The organism is Luminiphilus sp. nBUS_16 (assembly GCF_051201645.1).
In the GTDB taxonomy this organism is placed as follows: Bacteria; Pseudomonadota; Gammaproteobacteria; order Pseudomonadales; family Halieaceae; genus Luminiphilus.
Window position 1 is genome coordinate 2,421,964 of record NZ_CP179205.1, and the last position, 16,922, is coordinate 2,438,885.

Annotated in this window: 13 protein-coding genes; 4 read left to right on the forward strand and 9 right to left on the reverse strand. The window is 52.3% G+C overall.

Annotation, left to right across the window (positions count from 1 at the left end):
- Positions 1–415: 415 nt before the first annotated feature.
- Positions 416–1,876 carry an amidase gene (locus ACMAY6_RS10700; protein ID WP_435211715.1) on the forward strand — a complete coding sequence of 487 codons (1,461 nt, stop codon included), beginning with the start codon at positions 416–418 and terminating at the stop codon, positions 1,874–1,876.
- 71 nt (positions 1,877–1,947) lie between these two features.
- Here ACMAY6_RS10700 and ACMAY6_RS10705 read toward each other — a convergent pair whose 3' ends face one another.
- Positions 1,948–2,541, reverse strand: a complete 594-nt coding sequence (locus ACMAY6_RS10705; RefSeq protein WP_435211717.1) for a hypothetical protein — start codon at positions 2,539–2,541, stop codon at positions 1,948–1,950.
- Between the two features lie 356 nt (positions 2,542–2,897).
- On the opposite strand from ACMAY6_RS10705, the gene ACMAY6_RS10710 reads away from it, so the two are divergent.
- Positions 2,898–3,434: a disulfide bond formation protein B gene (locus ACMAY6_RS10710; RefSeq protein ID WP_435211718.1), complete on the forward strand. Its 537-nt coding sequence runs from the start codon at positions 2,898–2,900 to the stop codon at positions 3,432–3,434.
- 272 nt (positions 3,435–3,706) lie between these two features.
- Positions 3,707–5,419 (forward strand): amidohydrolase, encoded by a 1,713-nt coding sequence (locus tag ACMAY6_RS10715; protein ID WP_435211719.1) that lies wholly within the window; start codon positions 3,707–3,709, stop codon positions 5,417–5,419.
- Positions 5,420–5,459: 40 nt separating this feature from the next.
- Here ACMAY6_RS10715 and ACMAY6_RS10720 read toward each other — a convergent pair whose 3' ends face one another.
- The 5 genes from ACMAY6_RS10720 to ACMAY6_RS10740 all read right to left on the reverse strand — a co-directional run bounded on the left by ACMAY6_RS10720 (position 5,460) and on the right by ACMAY6_RS10740 (position 10,758).
- Positions 5,460–6,857, reverse strand: coding sequence for a pyridoxal phosphate-dependent decarboxylase family protein (locus ACMAY6_RS10720; protein WP_435211721.1), 1,398 nt, complete (start codon positions 6,855–6,857; stop codon positions 5,460–5,462).
- 228 nt (positions 6,858–7,085) lie between these two features.
- A complete protein-coding gene (locus ACMAY6_RS10725; protein ID WP_435211723.1) occupies positions 7,086–7,574 on the reverse strand; it encodes an asparaginase domain-containing protein in 489 nt (162 codons plus the stop codon).
- A gap of 132 nt (positions 7,575–7,706) precedes the next feature.
- Positions 7,707–8,321 carry a hypothetical protein gene (locus ACMAY6_RS10730; protein WP_435211724.1) on the reverse strand — a complete coding sequence of 205 codons (615 nt, stop codon included), beginning with the start codon at positions 8,319–8,321 and terminating at the stop codon, positions 7,707–7,709.
- A 129-nt stretch (positions 8,322–8,450) separates the two neighbouring features.
- Positions 8,451–10,058 (reverse strand): carboxylesterase/lipase family protein, encoded by a 1,608-nt coding sequence (locus ACMAY6_RS10735; protein WP_435211726.1) that lies wholly within the window; start codon positions 10,056–10,058, stop codon positions 8,451–8,453.
- A 163-nt stretch (positions 10,059–10,221) separates the two neighbouring features.
- Positions 10,222–10,758 carry a DUF1415 domain-containing protein gene (locus ACMAY6_RS10740; RefSeq protein ID WP_435215995.1) on the reverse strand — a complete coding sequence of 179 codons (537 nt, stop codon included), beginning with the start codon at positions 10,756–10,758 and terminating at the stop codon, positions 10,222–10,224.
- Between the two features lie 137 nt (positions 10,759–10,895).
- Here ACMAY6_RS10740 and ACMAY6_RS10745 point away from each other — a divergent pair, with 137 nt between their 5' ends.
- Complete coding sequence (locus ACMAY6_RS10745) at positions 10,896–11,699, forward strand: putative RNA methyltransferase (protein WP_435211728.1); 804 nt, start codon at positions 10,896–10,898, stop codon at positions 11,697–11,699.
- 246 nt (positions 11,700–11,945) lie between these two features.
- Here the strand turns inward: ACMAY6_RS10745 and dbpA are convergent, their stop codons facing one another.
- From dbpA to recQ, 3 genes are all read right to left on the reverse strand, one after another.
- The gene (dbpA, locus tag ACMAY6_RS10750; RefSeq protein WP_435211730.1) at positions 11,946–13,343 is read right to left on the reverse strand and encodes an ATP-dependent RNA helicase DbpA; all 1,398 of its coding nucleotides are present in this window, start codon (positions 13,341–13,343) and stop codon (positions 11,946–11,948) included.
- Positions 13,344–13,444: 101 nt separating this feature from the next.
- Positions 13,445–14,689: an acetyl-CoA C-acetyltransferase gene (locus ACMAY6_RS10755; RefSeq protein WP_435211731.1), complete on the reverse strand. Its 1,245-nt coding sequence runs from the start codon at positions 14,687–14,689 to the stop codon at positions 13,445–13,447.
- Between the two features lie 241 nt (positions 14,690–14,930).
- Positions 14,931–16,730 (reverse strand): DNA helicase RecQ, encoded by a 1,800-nt coding sequence (gene recQ / locus ACMAY6_RS10760; RefSeq protein ID WP_435211733.1) that lies wholly within the window; start codon positions 16,728–16,730, stop codon positions 14,931–14,933.
- Between the last annotated feature and the right edge of the window lie 192 nt (positions 16,731–16,922).

Sequence of the window (16,922 nt, forward strand, 5' to 3'; positions counted from 1 at the left end):
AGAGTCGTGCCAGCAACTTGCTGCCGACCCATGTGCAATTCGTGGTGCGCTATGTACCACATCCGGAGTTTCAGCTGAAGGGGCTGCCGCCATTTAAGGTGGGCAAAGCGGAAAAAATACGGTTTTCTTTCCCAAAAATGCCAATTTGGGCCTTTTTGTCCCTCGCAATCGGCACTCGCCCGGAGACACCGACCATTTTCCTTTTTTTGCTAATCCACCGGGTTCAATTTGAGCCCGCACCCCGCACAGGATCCGATTGATGATATCCACTCGCTCCACAACGTACTCGTGCAAGCATTTCCAAAATTGCTCCCTAACTGCACTGCAAAGCACTGGACATAGCGATACAAAACTTGCTCGGCCTCGCCACCTGATCTAGCGTGTCAGCAATAACCACAACGATTAAGGGATAGACATGACCAGCCTCGCCTTCGAAAGCGGCCTCCAGCTGGCCGAGCGCCTAAAGCAAGGAGACCTTAGCGCCGTTGAATTGCTTGATTATTTCCTGGACAGGGTGGGTCGCTTTAACCCGCAGCTAAACGCCGTCATAGAACTGCAAGAAGAAAAGGCCAGAGAGTGGGCCGACGCCGCAGACAAGGCACGAGCTGGGCATCCCGCAGAGTCTCTAGCACCCTTTCACGGCGTACCGATGACGATTAAAGAAAGTTTCGATGTCACAGGCATGCGCACAACACGTGGCAACCCGGCTTTCGAGCACCACGTCGCCAAAATCGATGCCCTAGCTGTATCGCGTCTGCGAAAAGCTGGTGCCAATATCTTTGGCAAAACTAACGTGCCTCTGGACCTCGCCGATTTTCAGTCATACAACGCGATTTACGGGACTACTAATAACCCCTGGGATATCGAGCGCACCGCCGGGGGCTCCTCAGGGGGCTCCGCGGTCGCGATGGCCGCCGGCTTATCCGGCATTGAAAACGGCTCAGATATTGGCGGCTCCATTCGAAATCCAGCCCATTATTGCGGGGTGTTCGGCCACAAACCCACCTGGGGACTGTTGCCACCGAGAGGACATGCAGCGCCAGGGGTCTTGGCACAGTCTGACCTGGCCGTTATTGGCCCGATCGCGCGCAGCGCTCGAGATTTGGAGGCCCTACTGCTGGCAGAGGCAGGCCCCGATGAAATCATGGCTGGCGGCTATCGGTTGGATTTATCCCGTCCCACCTTTTCAGGTCTAAAGGAATTACGAATCGCAGCCATGGTCAACCACCCACTCGCGCCGGTGTCGCAAATTTGTGAGGCTCGGGTTGAGGGAGTGCTAGACATCGTTCGGCATGCTGGAGGCCAGGTAAACTACGACGCCAGACCTGACTTCGAGTTGGGTGAAGGACATGAGGTCTACCAAAATTTACTGTGGGCCGTGATGGCTTCCCGTTCAGATGACGAAACTTATGCCCAATTGACCTTGGAGGTCGCGGCACTCAAACCCGATGATCGATCAGCACGGGCGCAAAATCTCAGGGCACGATTTGCAACCTACCGCGACTACAGCACCGCCAATGAGGCCCGAACGCATCAACGCTGGGCGTGGCATCAATTTTTTCAAGAGTATGACGTGATGGTGACGCCAATAATGGCCACCCCCGCCTTCCCGCACGATCATCAACCCTTCGGGCAACGTACCGTTGAAGTTGATGGCGCACCACGGCCCTATTTCGAGCAGTTATTTTGGGCCGGGCTTGCGATTAACAGTTACTTGCCTGCCACGATTGTGCCCACAGGAACTCTCGGTGAAGGCTTGCCTGTGGGAGTTCAAATCATCGGGCCCGAATTTGGCGATTTAAAGGTGCTGCAAGTTGCCAAACTTTTAGAGCAGGAGGGCTTGATGTTTGTGCCGCCCCCCGGCTATGACGACTGAGGTTGGGGGCCTGTGGGGCACTTGATTCGACCCATTATGATAGCCGTCCACTTAGTTGAAACATCCCATTTTTAGTCGTCACACAACAATGACATTTTTGCTTTGGCAAACTCGAACTCTTCGGCGGTTGTTGCGTTTACCACCATCTGCTTTGCTTGAAAGCACTCATCGGCGTCCTCTGCATCATCTTGTGCTACCGCCGCAACCGCTGCTGCGTTGGCAGGCTGACAGTAGCCTGAAGAAATACGGCGGACATTAGCGGTCTCCCCCGCTTTTTCAACGGCTACGCAATCACCTCGCACAATTTCCGTTTGATCGGTGACGACCTGAGCCATTCCCATAGACCCCATGTCGATGGTATATAACATGCCCTGCGTACTTCCTTGGGAGCTTGAGGCGATTGCACCGCCCGCTGCCGCACCGACAAGGGCATTACGCGCCTTCTTCTTCTTGCTTTTACCTCCGGCGCTCGCCAATCCGAGGGCACCGCCGACAACAGCGCCCCGAGGGACCGCACCGCTGTTGAGATTGACCGTCTCTTTCTGGATGACCGTTCCATACTGAACGGTCACACTTTGCCCTTTTTTTTGCGCCTGAACTCCCGGTGCAATGATTAAAAATGAAGCAAACAGGAGAGTCATTATGAGAGAAAAGGTGCCGCGCATAGGTAAATTCCTAATTTTTAAATCAACAAAAAATAAAAGCCAAATTCAGGGTTAGCACAGCCGCAGTTGAGCAGTCCCACACGGTAGCTCTGGGATATTATTTGGCTCCCTGTCTAAAAAGCGCTTGGCCCGATGCGCTCAACGTAAGACCGTGGTCCGACTTGCGCCGCATCTGCAAACTGCTGCACTGTTTGAAGCTATCATGCTTCCATGGGCTTTTTGAACTCAAAAAGTGACATTTTAGACCTCACATGAAACCGGCGTCATGGCGCAGAGGATGCCACCTTACTGAGTATTCGTCTTATACTTACCAGACAGACCTCCACCGCTAACGCGTTGACCACGCCGGGAAGTAAATGCACAGTTTGGAAACCTTGTTTAAATCTCGCGGCTACTGGCTAATGATAGCTGCGACCAGTCTAACCATGCTGGTCATCGCGCTGTACTACCAATACGCCCTTGGTGAAGAGCCCTGTCAGGTCTGTATTCAGGCTCGCCTTTGGGTGTTTGCTTTACTGCTAGTCAGCGTGACTCTAGCGACCCTCCCGGAAAGCCGTCACTTGAGACTCTCCGGCAACCTTTTGGCACTGATCTGCGCCGTCGGGCTTGGCGAGCGCGCCTGGTTCCTCTATCAGTTAGAAAATGGCATTGGCAATGGCAGCTGCGAATTCCAGCTAGGGATGCCCGATTGGTTTGCCATTGATCAATGGCTTCCCTCGTTGTTTGAGGTACGAAATTTGTGCTCTTTTACCCCGGAAATGCTGTTCGGACTGAGCATGGCAGAGGGACTTCTGCTTATTGCTGCGCTGCTAGGCGCCGTTATCGTTTGCGCCCTCGTTAGCCATCAAATGACCGGCTGGGCTGAGTCTAGCTCCACTAGCGCCTCACGATAACCTAGGGAAAAAAGACCTCGGGCCATGCTCCGAGGCTTGCCATACTGCCTCCCAACCCGCTCAATTTTCTTTCAGAGGCCTGGCGGCAGCGGCCCCTCACTCTCGCACCAATTAGGCGCCCCAAGAAGTCAAACAACCAAAACCTGCAAGAACCGCTTTGACCTCAATCGACCGCTGATTCCCATCATTTCCATCGCTGGAGCTCAAACTCCAAAAAAGCGGTAAGCTCCTGCTACACAAGCATAAGTTTTATCACCAATTGGGTGCTCAATATGGAAAGGTCTCTCGCGGTTTTGCCATTTTTTGCTGCTATTTGCTTGTCTCTGCAAACCCTCGCCAATGAAAGCCACCAAACGGCCGACCGCGTTATTTTGGGTAGTATTTATACCGTCAATGAAGGCCAGCCCTGGGCAGAAGGGATTGCCCTGAAAGATGGCGTCATCGTTTATGTGGGTAACGAGTCAGACAGCCGCCGCTGGATCGGTGAAGGCACTGAAGTGACGACACTTAAGCAGCAGATGGTCATACCAGGCTTTCACGACTCCCACGCTCACCTACTCATCGGCGTTGCTACCGATACGGAATGTGACCTTATCAGGCTTGAAAGCATCGCTGAGGTCGAAGCAAAACTTACTCAGTGTCAGGGCCTTTCAGGATTTGGCGATGTCCAGTGGATCATTGGTTCAGGCTGGGCCCCCTATCTTTGGCCTAAGGCAGAGCCCAATAAAGCGTTGCTTGATCGGTTATTCCCAGACCGGCCCGTGTACCTGTCATCAAGCTTTGGCCATTCTGCCTGGGTCAACAGTAAGGCAATGGAGCTCTTAGGCATTACGGCTGAAACCGACCCCGGTGCCGATGGCGTTGTTGTGCTCGATCCCAAGACCGGCGAGCCCACGGGAACCCTGCACGACGCCGCCATGCTGCTCGTGAAGAATTTCCTTCCGGAAATGACAGAGGAGCATCGGCTGGACAGTGTCCGTGCAGCACTCGCCATGGCCCATGAGCTGGGTGTAACCGCGGTCATTGAGCCCGGTGTTGATGCGGACATTCTGGCCCCCTTGGTAACTCTGGCTGATCGGGGCGAACTCAAAATAAGAGCGCTCACCTCCCTCTCCACAATCAACTGGCAACCCGGTGTTTTTGACGATGCCATTTTCGAGCTGCTAGAACAGCGAGATCAGTGGCGTCGCCCTAATATTGGCGTCGATTCCGTAAAAATTTATATGGATGGCGTGATCGAAAGCTACACGGGCGCCTTACTCGAGCCTTATGAGGGTTCAAACCATGAGAGGGGGCCGCGCTTTTACAGTCAGGCGCAAGTCAATCGCTACTTCAGCCGTTTTGACGCTATGGGGCTGCAGATTCATGTTCATGCCATTGGCGATGCTGGGGTGCGGATTGCCCTCAACGGTTATGAAGCTGCGCAAGCAGCCAATGGTCCCTCAAACAACCGTCACCACGTAACCCATTTACAGCTCATCTCCGAGGAGGATGTGCCCCGCTTTGCCCAATATAATGTTGGCGCAACATTTCAGCCCCTGTGGGCCTATTATGATCCCGCCGCGATTGAACTCGATATTCCCGCGATTGGCGCCGAACGCACGCACAGCATGTACCCAATTGGCAGCGTCCATCGCAGCGGGGGCCGCATCAACGGGGCTAGTGACTATTTTGTGACCGACATGAACCCGTTACTGGCGATCGAAGTCGGTATCACCCGCCAAGACCCCTACACCAACAGTGGCACGCCTCTTAATGCCAGCGAGGGCGTGGATTTGGCCACCATGATCAAGGCCTACACCATTAATGGCGCTTACACGATGGGCCTCGAACAGCAGCAAGGCAGCCTCGAGGTGGGCAAACGAGCAGACCTAGTGATACTGGATAACAATCTTTTCGAGCTGCAACCTTATGAAATCTCTGATGCCGCTGTGGTTGAGACGATCTTTGCGGGTGAAACCGTCTTCAAAATCGACGCACCCTGAGCCCGAGATAATACGCACTAGGTAATGGGCTAAACCGGCACTAGGCCATTCCGGCGTAGATTTCTTTTATAACTGCATGCGCCATCATGACGTCTTCGTGAGTGGTATCAAACTGCCCCACCTGAAATCGAATGACTTTCTGATCCTGCCAAATACTCTGGGTCAAATAAATACGGCCATCGTCGTTAATCGCATCGACCAGCTGCTGCTGCACACTGTCGTCGCCTTCGCACCGAAAAGAAAAAAGACTGAGCACAGGTTCACTCGTAATAAAAAACCCCGGAGTTTGCCGTATAACCTCGCACAGCTCCTGCGCCCAAACCACATGGTTGCGCAGTCGAGTTCGCAACCCTTCCAAACCATAGGATCGAATTAAAAACCAAAGTTTGAGGCCCCGAAATCGACGTCCCAAAGGAATGGTCCATTCCGAAAAATTCGTAATGTCCTCTCGACTAGTCGTTAAATATTCAGGCTGAATTTTCAACGTATCAATTTGTGCTTTCGCGTCTCTGAGAAACTGTACGGAGCAGTCAAACTGAGCTCCAAGCCATTTATGCGGGTTGAATACTATGCTGTCAAAGCTGCTGACGCCTTCCCATAAACCGCGTCGCAAGTCAGCGCAAATCATCGCCGCACCCGCCCAAGCCGCATCGACATGAGTATATAGATTCTCGTCTTTGGCAATAGCTGCAATCATTTCAAGATCATCACAGGCTCCAATGCTCGTTCCCCCAGTGACCGCAATAATACCCGCGGGGTGGTATCCGGCGGCTCGATCGGCACTAATAGCGCTACGCAGTGCGTCGCCGTCTAAACTGTGGAGTGGGCCCTGGGTGGGAATCTTCACCAAATTGGCTTGCCCAATACCGGCTATCCAGCACGCGCGATCAATGGATGAGTGGACCTGTTCGGAGCAATAAATTCGAATTTTTCCCTGCGCTGAAAGCCCTTGTGCGTTGCCAGTAAAACCCGTTGCTCGCTCTCGCATAGTGAGCACTGCAGAGAGCGTCGCCGAGGACGCGCTGTCCTGAATTACGCCGGTATAACCATTAGCAATACCTAAAGCCTGTCGCAGCCAATCCACCATCACCTGCTCCATCTCTGTGGCTGCAGGAGATGTTTGCCAAAGCATGCACTGCGCCGCAATGGTAGAAACCAACATTTCCGCCAACATTGAAGGTGGTGCGGCATTTGCTGGGAAATAGGCGAAAAATCGTGGGTGCTGCCAATGCGTCATACCGGGCATAACGATGCGCTCAAAGTCGCCCATGATAGTAATCATGTTTTCGCTGGTTTCAGGGGGGGACGACGATAGCTGCGCTTTGATAGCACCGGGTGCCGTTTGAGCACGCACCGGTAGAGCCCGAATGTTCTGATGATAATCAGAGGCCCATTCAGAAATTTTTCTGCCCCACTCGGAAAACTCATCCCACTGCACGACAACGACCCCCTGAAAGATTTAACTCATCAACTCACTATCAAACACCATAACTTGCCTGCACCGTAATGGCTCCATTTCAGTTGCACCGTCTTTCCCGTTTTTTTCTCAGGACTGGCCTACAACCGCTGGCCACAGTGCTGCGCCACCCCAGCCCATCAAGACGCGTGTTTGCTGATGCGTGCCGTCGACGGTGCATTAACCGGTAGGGCTAAAGGGGTGATGAAGTCAGTTTCCCAGCGACTCGAACCGATTTTTCTCGAGATTTTTTTTCACATTTTCTGGGGTAAACACCCGCCCGTTCATCACGATATAACAACCATTAGGTAAGGTTTGTACCGCAGCAACCGACCCGCCAATATTAAAAACAGCGTCGTTGTGTGCAAAGGCGGCGGGCTGCAAAGCTCCTGTCAAAACAATCGTTTTACCTTGAATGGCCGACAGGGCTCGGGATGTTGCGATCATGCCGTCGGTTCCGTGGGTAATGAGCACGCGGTTGCAAGAGGAGGCGCTAACGCGCTCAACAATGTAGCCTCGATCTTCGTCGGTCATATCGAGGCTATCGACCTTCATCAGCTCCTCAACCACGAACTCAAAACCCACCCCCATACTCTCAAGGAGAGGGCCGACAATGGCATCACCTATCTCATAATCGCTTTTTTTATCGAAATAAATCTTGTCGATCGTACCGCCCGTGGTGAATACCGCGAGTTCCATATTTAACCACTCCACAGATAGGGCACTGATTTACCCAAAGTCATATCAACCCCGCGTTATCGGGCAATAAATTTTGCCGCACACGCGCCAAAATTATCCCGCAAGCTCTCAGCATGAGCTATCAGCCTTTCCTTAGGCCTTTACTTTTCTCCTCCACCAGATGATCACAGGTAGCATGAGAATTGTCGGTAAAATCCAGCCTAACCAAGGTGGCGTCATGCTGACATTAACCACTAACACCGCAGTCACAACAGCAATGGTGCCGCCCAACATATTGGTGAGATGCTTGGCGATTCGAACTTTACCCGTTGCAGCACGATCCCGGTGAGATTTTGTATCGGCTAAACCCAACACAATGGCGATAGATCCAAAAACACTTAAGGTCACGGATGTGCTGGTGAATTGCGGGTAATCCTTGAAGGCGAGCAATCCCATCAAAAGACCCGAGGACACCATGATAATTACTGCTAGCCAGTCCAGCCACTGAGGCTCACCACTTCGATTTCTAGCAAAACGCCAACCCGAAAATGCGAGGTAAAAAGAGAACAGTGCCACAAGAAACAGAAAAGTATTCGCCGTCAGCACAGCCATGATCACAGCCGTCAAAAAAATTACAACCATGGAATAAAAAAAAGTGCTGCCGGCCAGCTTATGTGAGCGACCGCCTTTCTTGACTGCCAGTGCGACACCCGAAGAGACTAAGGCAAGCGACCCTGCGACAATATGCAACGCGAGCAAACCGTTCATCGCTTATCCTTAGGGAATCCCTCCCAACCGTTAACCTAACGTACCTCCTAACGTACATCCTCGACAAGAGGGCAACACCTGCTGCCAGGCATTCATCCAGCAATTGTTACCCCAGCCCGAAGGCCGGCACTACTGCAGCGCTGGCAATTCCATAATATCTAGTTGAGGCCTGCGTACGCCCTGAACCGTGGTCGGAACTTCCCTGATGACCTGAGTATTTTGTAACACAGGATCAAAGGCTGGCCACGGAGGCAATTGATCATCATTAGGATTCCCTGAACGCGCAAAGTTGACCCAATAACGCATCATATTTTGCGAGACCTTGCGGTCAGCATCAGTCCAATCAAAGCCAACCTTATCAGTATTACCGAATACCAAGGCTAGATCACCCGAATGGTAAGCGCCGCCGCTACGCGGTCCACCCGGCAAACTTAATTCGGGGGGCTCAGACATGTACAAATGAAATGCCGGAGGGACATGATCCATGAAATAGAAAAATGTCGGCTGGCCAACGGCGTGCTGATAGCCCGCCCAACGGCGCATACCAAAGGCCATAAAATAATCGGTAGCAACAGCGTGCTGAACCTCCCCCGGAGTCAAACCAGGCTGGAAATAAAACGGTTTTAAGCCCAGGCCCTTATTGCCCCAAAGCATCGTTAAAAAACCGTCTAAACCCTCATCGGTTAAGGCTAAATCAACCGGAAATAACGCTTCCCCTTCATTGGCAAGAAAGCCCAGAAGCAAGGGCACTTTTGCCTGCCGTCCCGCCTTAAACGTGACGTCGGGCAGCTCGGGCAGTACCCAGCCATCAACGGTAATGCGACTCGCGTCTGCCCATTGAGTGGACTCTGAAGCTGCCAATATCGTTTCCGGCTCTATTTTTCGTAAAGCCACCAACGTCGTCGCATCCAAAGTATTTACCAGTGCGCGGCCTCGCTCGTAGCCATTGGCATCTTGTTCCGGGATTGTATTGACGCAGGCTGCTGACTGACCGATCGCTTTGCTAAATAGCCCCTCGGCTAAGGGCGACGCCATAAGCGCACAAACACTTTGTGAACCCGCTGATTGCCCAAAAATAGTGACATTATTGGGATCGCCACCAAATGCTGCGGCATTGTTTTGCACCCACTTAAGGGCCGCAATCTTGTCCAAGAGTCCGTAGTTGCCTGCACTGCTGTGCGTCGATTCACCCGCCAACAGCGGGTGTGCGAGAAAGCCAAAGGGCCCCAGACGATAATTGATGGTTACTAGTATGACGCCTTGCCCGGCCAACTCAGATCCGTCGAAAATCGGCGAATGACCTTGCCCACTAGTATGCGCGCCACCATGGAACCACACCATAACTGGCTGTTTTTTTGCCGGCTGCGAAGTCCAAACATTGAGATACAAACAATCCTCAGACACCGCAAAGGCTTCCCTACGCCAGACAAAATTAGAGGTGTGTTGTAGTTGATAACAACTGTCAGAAAAGGTGTCGGCTTTACGCGCACCCTGCCACGAGCTTGGCGCAACAGGTGGCCGCCAGCGCAAGTCTCCCACCGGTGGTTGCGCATACGGCAGACCTCGAAACACAGTGACCGAAGCCCCCGACGCAGGCGTATAAGGCGACTCGACGCCTTGCACAGCACCTTGCTCAACAAACACGGTTTGTGGCGACGACACCGCCTGCATCGGCTCTATTTCAGCCCCGCAACCCAATAGCAGAAGCAGGTGAAAAATTCCAAAGATCCTGAGCATGCCCTGCCTCCTACGGGTATCGTTTGCCATTCGCGCTCTGATCATAGTGAAGCCCTGTAATTGCAGAAACACACGTGCCAATTAAATCAATCTGCTGATTACTCTATTTACACAACAGGAAAGTCTCATCAAAATTCAAACGACCAAATTTCGACGGAAACCATTACCCGAAGCATGCCCGCCAGCGGGCCTGAAGCTCTGCCGCGCCCAATTGATTTAGCGTGGTGATATTTTGATCAGCAATCAACGCCGCCTCCGCAGACGACTCAACGGCGCGATCAACGCTAGACTCTCGCAGTATGTGCACCATGGGGTAAGGCGAACGATTGGTGTAATTCTCAGCGTCATCGACGGCAGTCCCGGCAAATTGATAGTACGGGTGAAAACCCACCAATTGATAAATGCCCACCCTATCCAATAACTCAAGCAACCTCTGAATGACATCTTGAAAGTCATTAAAATCTCTAAAATCTGGAAGTGCTGATGGCAGTATCAAAAAGCTAGTTTCAATATTTTCATTGTTATCCAGAACCATGATTGCATCTGTCAGCGCGTGCAGGATGCCCTCCTGATCACAGCCCTCATAAACGCAAAAGTCAATGGTACTACGCATAACCTCGCGTTTTGCAAACGGGCATAGATTAAGCTCAACAACAAACGTCTGAATCCACTGCTGTGTAATGTCGATCTGTGCTTTGATTGGCTCATCCCCTCGCTTGTATCAATGCTATGGTGGTGCCCCAGTGAGCAACCGCCTTGTTTTGTGCACGGAGGTACAATAACAGGGGTTTCAACTGCCACACTAGATTATCAACGACAGAAGTGTAGAGCCCCATCATGGTTTGGATATGCCCTATTTGCGAGCTAGGTCTTGAGAAAACTCCGCAGGGCTGGTCTTGCGACAACCAGCACAGCTTTGACCAAGCCAAAGAAGGCTATGTCAATTTACTGCCAGCCCACCAAAAACGCAGTAAAAATCCAGGGGACAATCTTGAGATGGTGCTGGGCCGCCGGACTATTCATGAAGCACACCTGTATCAGCCTTTGGCTGAGGCCTTAACGAATGTCGTCGCAGGTTGTAAGCACATCAGCACCTTGCTCGATATTGGTAGTGGCGAAGGCTACTACGGTGGCTTTATCGCCAGATCAGTTCCCGGGATTACTATTTATGGGATTGATATCGCAAAATCCGCGGTAAGGTTGGCTGCTAAAACATACCGCAATCAGCGTTTTGCCGTGGCGGGTGCTCGCCATCTGCCAGTGGCAAACTCAAGCATTGACTTAGCCATGTGCATTTTTTCCCCCTCAACAGATAACGAGGTTGCTCGGGTGCTGAAAAACGGGGGGCATTATCTAGAGGTCGGTCCTGCACCTCGCCACCTGTGGCAGCTCAAGACAGCGCTTTACGATCAGCCCCGTGAACACAGTCAATTGAGACGCTCCGTAGAAGGCAGTACGCTCGCTCAAGACGGCGAGGTCTGTTACGACAAGCAACTCAATAACGCACAGCTGCAAGCATTAGTGGCCGCAACGCCACTTGCGTTTGGCGGTCACCGCGAGAAAAAGGCCGAGCTTTTAGAGCAAAAAGAATTCACGGTAACAATGGCCTTCTCTTGGCGATTATTTACCCTCAGTAACTAACACGTTGGCAAACCGCATCAAACAAAACGGAAAGCTTTGGGCTTTGGGCTTTGGGCTTTGGGCTTTGGGCTTTGGGCTTTGGGCTTTGAGCCTACATCGAAAATTTTTGTCTTGGTGCCCTGCGCTGTTTAATCCCAGCGATAGCTGACGTCCACGACAAGGCCTTGCCAGAAAGTAATCGTTAGCTCTAGGCCGAGGGCATTCAGATAAATTCAGAGCTGCCTATCGACAAAAGCATGCCAACTGTTAGCGCTGCGCTTTCATTCGGCGAACTTTAATCGCGCGCCCCTTCACCTTACCTTCGGCCAGATAATTCATCGCTTGACGCAGCGCCGAACGCTCAATGGCCACGTAACTGCCATTATCCAGAATTTTAATTTTACCAATCTGCCCTCCGGACAACCCCGCATCGCCGGTTAAGGCGCCCAAAATGTCGCCCGGGCGTATTTTTTGTTTTCTCCCAGCATCGAGCTGCAAAGTCACCATGGCACCTTGCAGTTCATAATTAGGATCTCTATCTAGCGACGCTAAGACATCGCAAACGCAATGAGTTTTTAGGTAGTCCTCAATAACGCGCATCCTTGGCGCCTCGGGAGGCGTCACAATACTGAACGCCTGCCCTGACTCACCCGCTCGACCGGTACGCCCTATACGATGGACATAGGTATCTGCGTCTCGAGGCAGCTCAAAATTAACGACCATTTCTAAAGAAGGTATATCCAGTCCTCTCGCCGCGACATCGCTGGCCACCAAAACCGGGCATGAATTGTTGGCGAACTGCAGCAGCACCTGATCGCGTTCCCGCTGCTCGAGGTCACCGTGAATAGCCGCGGCTTCTATGTCGTGTTCACGAAGGAAACGCGCCACCTCAGCGCATTGCTTTTTTGTGTTACAAAAAACCATCGCGTTGGCCGGACGGTAATGCTCAAAAATCGCCAGCAATGCCACATTGCGCTCATGCTTTTGAACTTCAAAGAGGACTTGCTCTAATACAACTTCGTCATGCGCAACTTCTGCATCAACGGTAATCTGAATCGGATTTTTTTGTATCGATCGGCTTATCTTTTTTATGTCATCTGGAAATGTCGCAGACAGCAACAGCGTTTGTCGATTTGCGGGCAATTTCGCAGTAATCTCCGCCATAACGTCGGCAAATCCCATATCTAGCATGCGGTCAGCTTCATCGAGGACAAAGCTCGTAACACCTTTGAGCTCCAAGGTGCCGCGCTGTAAATGATCCTGAATACGTCCTGGCGTGCCCACCACAATGTGCGCACCGTGCTGCAGCGAATCTCGCTGAGCCCCAAAGGGCTTGCCCCCACAGAGCATGACAACTTTGACGTTGGACATTCGGCTAGCCAGTTGGCGAATGGCTTGACCTACTTGCTCTGCCAGTTCCCTCGTTGGGCACATCACTACCGCCTGCACACCGAAAAATCGGGGGTTTAAGTGGTGCAGTAACCCAATGGCAAAAGCGGCGGTCTTACCGCTACCCGTCTTTGCCTGAATAATGACATCTTGCCGCTGCAGAATGGGCGGAATACTTTGCGCCTGCACCGGAGTCATATGGGCGTACCCAAGCCCTGACAGGGCGTCGAGCTGAGCAGGATTCAGGGGAAGCGATGAAAAGAGCGATGAGGTCATGACAAGTCACAGGCGCAAGCGGACGCAGACAATAGCAGACTGCCCGCGCCTGCAGGGCAGTATTGCCTCGGGATGCGAAGCAATACCAGCAACTAACGCAATCAGGCGATCCGTTCAATAATAATCGCTGGCGCCATTCCCCCTGCTGCACACATCGTGACAAGACCGTAACGTTTTTGTTGGCGCTCCAGCTCATCCAAAACGGTGCCAATCAAAATAGAGCCGGTTGCTCCTATGGGATGCCCTAAAGCCATAGCTCCGCCATTCACGTTTACCTTGTCCCGATCGAGACCCAGGTCGCGGATGAATTTTTCAGCAACCACAGCAAAGGCTTCGTTAATTTCCCAAAGATCGATATCAGCGACCTCAAGCCCCGCCTTGGCCAAGACTTTGCGCGCAGCAGGTACGGGGGCGTTGAGCATTAGCGTTGGACAGTCACCCTGATTGGCTGTAGCAACGACTCGCGCTCGTGGTTTTAGGCCTGTTCGCTGTATGTAATTCTCAGAGGCGAGCAGCAAGGCCGCTGCACCATCTACCACACCAGATGAGTTGCCCGCGTGGTGAATGTGGTTAAAGCTTTTCAAGTCGGGGTACTTACGCTGGATTAATTGGCCATAGGTCGTGCCTGAGGCTTCTACCGGCACATCGCGAACGACATCAAAGACCGTCTTCAGACCAGACAAGCTCTCAAGCGTTGTTTCAGGACGCGGAAATTCTTCATGATCGAGAGCAACAGACCCGTCAGGGTTAGTCACGGTTATTAGTGAACGGCTAAAACGCCCCTCGGCGATGGCTTGGGCCGCGCGTTGCTGGCTCGTCAGCGCCAAATTATCAACCGCAGCTCTGTCGATACCCTCCATCGTAGCAATAGCGTCGGCGCAGACACCTTGCTGCGATTGCGGGTGCATTGCACGTAGGTCTAAATTTCCGGAGTCCAGCATGGGTGGCACGCCCGGCTCACCAATTGAAGGGTAATAACTCATCATCTCTGTGCCCCCCGCTACGACTAAATCCTCCATGCCCGACATCACCTGCGCCGCAGCCAAACTAACGCTGGTGATACCCGAACCGCAGTAGCGATCGAGGGTCACACCCGAAGAGCGGATGTCATAGCCGGCATTTAGCGCTGCCATACGACCTAAATCGCCCGATTGTTTTCCACTTTGGGAGGATGTTCCCCAGATCACATCGTCGATCTCTGACGTGTTTAATTCGTTACGTTCAGCCAACGCTTTGAGTACGGTGGAACCGAGGTAAGAGGGATGAAGGTGGGCCAACGCCCCTTTTCCAACCTTGCCGATACCTCGGGGGGTTCTACAGGCGTCAACAATGTAAGCATTTGGCATGGCAATCTCCTGAAACTGGACAGCAAAATTTTGGAATTCCGAAACTACGTGGCTTTGTGCAAGGAGGTCAAGCTGAGAAATGATTGGGCAGCGTTGCCGCCACAAGGGTAAGGGCTTAGGTCTAGGGTCTAGGGTCTAGGGTCTAGGGTTTAGGGCCTAGCGCAAACAGAAAGACGGCAACCGCTAGCTTTTACGAATTAGAGCCCCTGAATCCAAATGCACTAACCGGAACATTCAGTTTTCAGGATGCTATAGCTGTTTCACGGATCGCTTGTAAAAATTTATCGCCATACTTTGCTAGCTTGCGCTCACCGACACCGCTAAGCCCCGCAAACTCTTGCATCGATTGGGGCAACAGGGAGCACATCTCCATGAGGGTGCTATCGTGGAAAATCACATAGGGAGGCACCCCCTGCTCTTCTGCCAGCAACCGGCGACACTCTCGAAGTGCCTCCCAAAGCTCGACGTTGATATCATCGGGAAGCGCTGACTTGGTTTGTCGCCGTACGGTTTTTTGCGCCTGATCTTGCCGCAAAGCAATCTCTTCTTCCCCTTTAAGGAGAGCGCGGCATTGCTCTTGAAGCTTCAGCGCACCGAAGCGATCCAGATCAACTGATAGATAACCACGACCGACTAATTGGCGAAAAACAGACCGCCATTGGTTGCCGTCGAGAGCTTTACCAACCCCATAGGTCGGTAAGTGATGATGATCAAATTGCCAGATTTTGTCGGTCTCGGCACCCCGCAGAACATCGATTAAATGATTGACTCCAAACCGCTGGCCTGTTCGAACAACTGCACTCAGCGCCATTCGGCTAGCCTCAGTACCGTCCCAGGTTTCTGCCGGCTCCAGGCAACTGTCGCAGTTACCACAGGGATTAGGATAAACCTCACCAAAATAGTGTAATAGTGCTACGCGCCGACAGCTGGTCAATTCACACAAACCCAGCATGGCGTTCAGTCTATGCTGCTCTGCCTGCTTGTGCAGCTCATCGCCCTGCGACTCAGACAACATTTGTCGCAACTTAATGACATCCTGCAGTCCATAGATCATCCACGCTGTCGCTGGCTGCCCATCGCGCCCAGCTCGTCCCGTCTCTTGATAATAAGACTCTATCGTTTTAGGCAGATCTAAATGCACCACAAAACGCACGTCAGGTTTATCAATTCCCATACCAAAGGCGATGGTGGCAACAACAATCACCCCTTCTTCTCGAAGAAATCGGGCCTGATGTGTCGATCTCAGTTCAGAAGATAGGCCTGCGTGGTACGGCAGCGCATTAAACCCTTGCTTAATCAACCATGCAGCGGTGTCTTCGGTCTTCTTTCGCGACAGGCAATAAATAATTCCCGCATCGCCGGCGTGCTCATCTTTCAAAAAACGCAGCAGTTGATGTCGCGGATTATTTTTGAGGGCAATGCGATACCGGATATTTGGACGATCAAAACCCACAATAAATTGCGCAGCGTTTTCCAGACCCAACCGGTCAATAATTTCGCGCTGTGTTCTGGGATCAGCAGTAGCCGTGAGCGCCACGCGAGGAACCCCGGGGAAATTCTGCTGCAGCTGCTCAAGTAACAAATAGTCAGCTCTGAAATCGTGCCCCCATTGGGAAACGCAATGTGCTTCATCAATCGCAAACAGTGAGATATTTGCCTGCCGCAACAGGTCCCGGGTTCGGGGTTGGCTGAGTCGCTCTGGCGCAAGGTAAAGCAGGTCAAGCTCGCCCCGCAGGAGCGCCTCTTCAACTTGTGCCGCACTGCGCGTATCGAGCGTCGAGTTTAAAAAGCTCGCTCGAACACCCAGCTGCTGCATCGCTGAAACCTGATCTTGCATCAGCGCAATCAGCGGTGAAATAACAATGCCGCAGCCCGGGCGAACCAAGGCAGGAATCTGGTAGCAAAGTGACTTACCTCCGCCGGTTGGCATCAAAACAAACGCGTCCTCACCAGAAATGATGGCTTCCACAATTGCCTGCTGAGGCTCGCGAAAATGCTCAAAGCCGAACGTCGTCTGTAATACCTCAAGCGCTGTATTCATGAACCCTCAATCGAATCGTTAACAACCGAGCAAAAACGCCTCTTAAAACCGTCTAGAACAAGGCTCCATGCTTTTGCTTCGTGCGCATCTTATCGGTATCGGCCCAGCCGGCACATGAAAATGTCACTTAGCCATTGAAATTAGGGCAGCCCAGGCGCCAAAGGTTGACATTGGTACTCGCCTTCAGCGGAT

Excerpts from the sequence above, each read along its gene's own strand:
- ACMAY6_RS10700 (WP_435211715.1), top strand. The coding sequence starts at position 416 with ATGACCAGCCTCGCCTTCGAAAGCGGCCTCCAGCTGGCCGAGCGCCTA.
- ACMAY6_RS10705 (WP_435211717.1), bottom strand. The coding sequence starts at position 2,541 with ATGCGCGGCACCTTTTCTCTCATAATGACTCTCCTGTTTGCTTCATTT.
- ACMAY6_RS10710 (WP_435211718.1), top strand. The coding sequence starts at position 2,898 with ATGCACAGTTTGGAAACCTTGTTTAAATCTCGCGGCTACTGGCTAATG.
- ACMAY6_RS10715 (WP_435211719.1), top strand. The coding sequence starts at position 3,707 with ATGGAAAGGTCTCTCGCGGTTTTGCCATTTTTTGCTGCTATTTGCTTG.
- ACMAY6_RS10725 (WP_435211723.1), bottom strand. The coding sequence starts at position 7,574 with ATGGAACTCGCGGTATTCACCACGGGCGGTACGATCGACAAGATTTAT.
- ACMAY6_RS10730 (WP_435211724.1), bottom strand. The coding sequence starts at position 8,321 with ATGAACGGTTTGCTCGCGTTGCATATTGTCGCAGGGTCGCTTGCCTTA.
- ACMAY6_RS10735 (WP_435211726.1), bottom strand. The coding sequence starts at position 10,058 with ATGCTCAGGATCTTTGGAATTTTTCACCTGCTTCTGCTATTGGGTTGC.
- ACMAY6_RS10745 (WP_435211728.1), top strand. The coding sequence starts at position 10,896 with ATGGTTTGGATATGCCCTATTTGCGAGCTAGGTCTTGAGAAAACTCCG.
- dbpA (WP_435211730.1), bottom strand. The coding sequence starts at position 13,343 with ATGACCTCATCGCTCTTTTCATCGCTTCCCCTGAATCCTGCTCAGCTC.
- ACMAY6_RS10755 (WP_435211731.1), bottom strand. The coding sequence starts at position 14,689 with ATGCCAAATGCTTACATTGTTGACGCCTGTAGAACCCCCCGAGGTATC.
- recQ (WP_435211733.1), bottom strand. The coding sequence starts at position 16,730 with ATGAATACAGCGCTTGAGGTATTACAGACGACGTTCGGCTTTGAGCAT.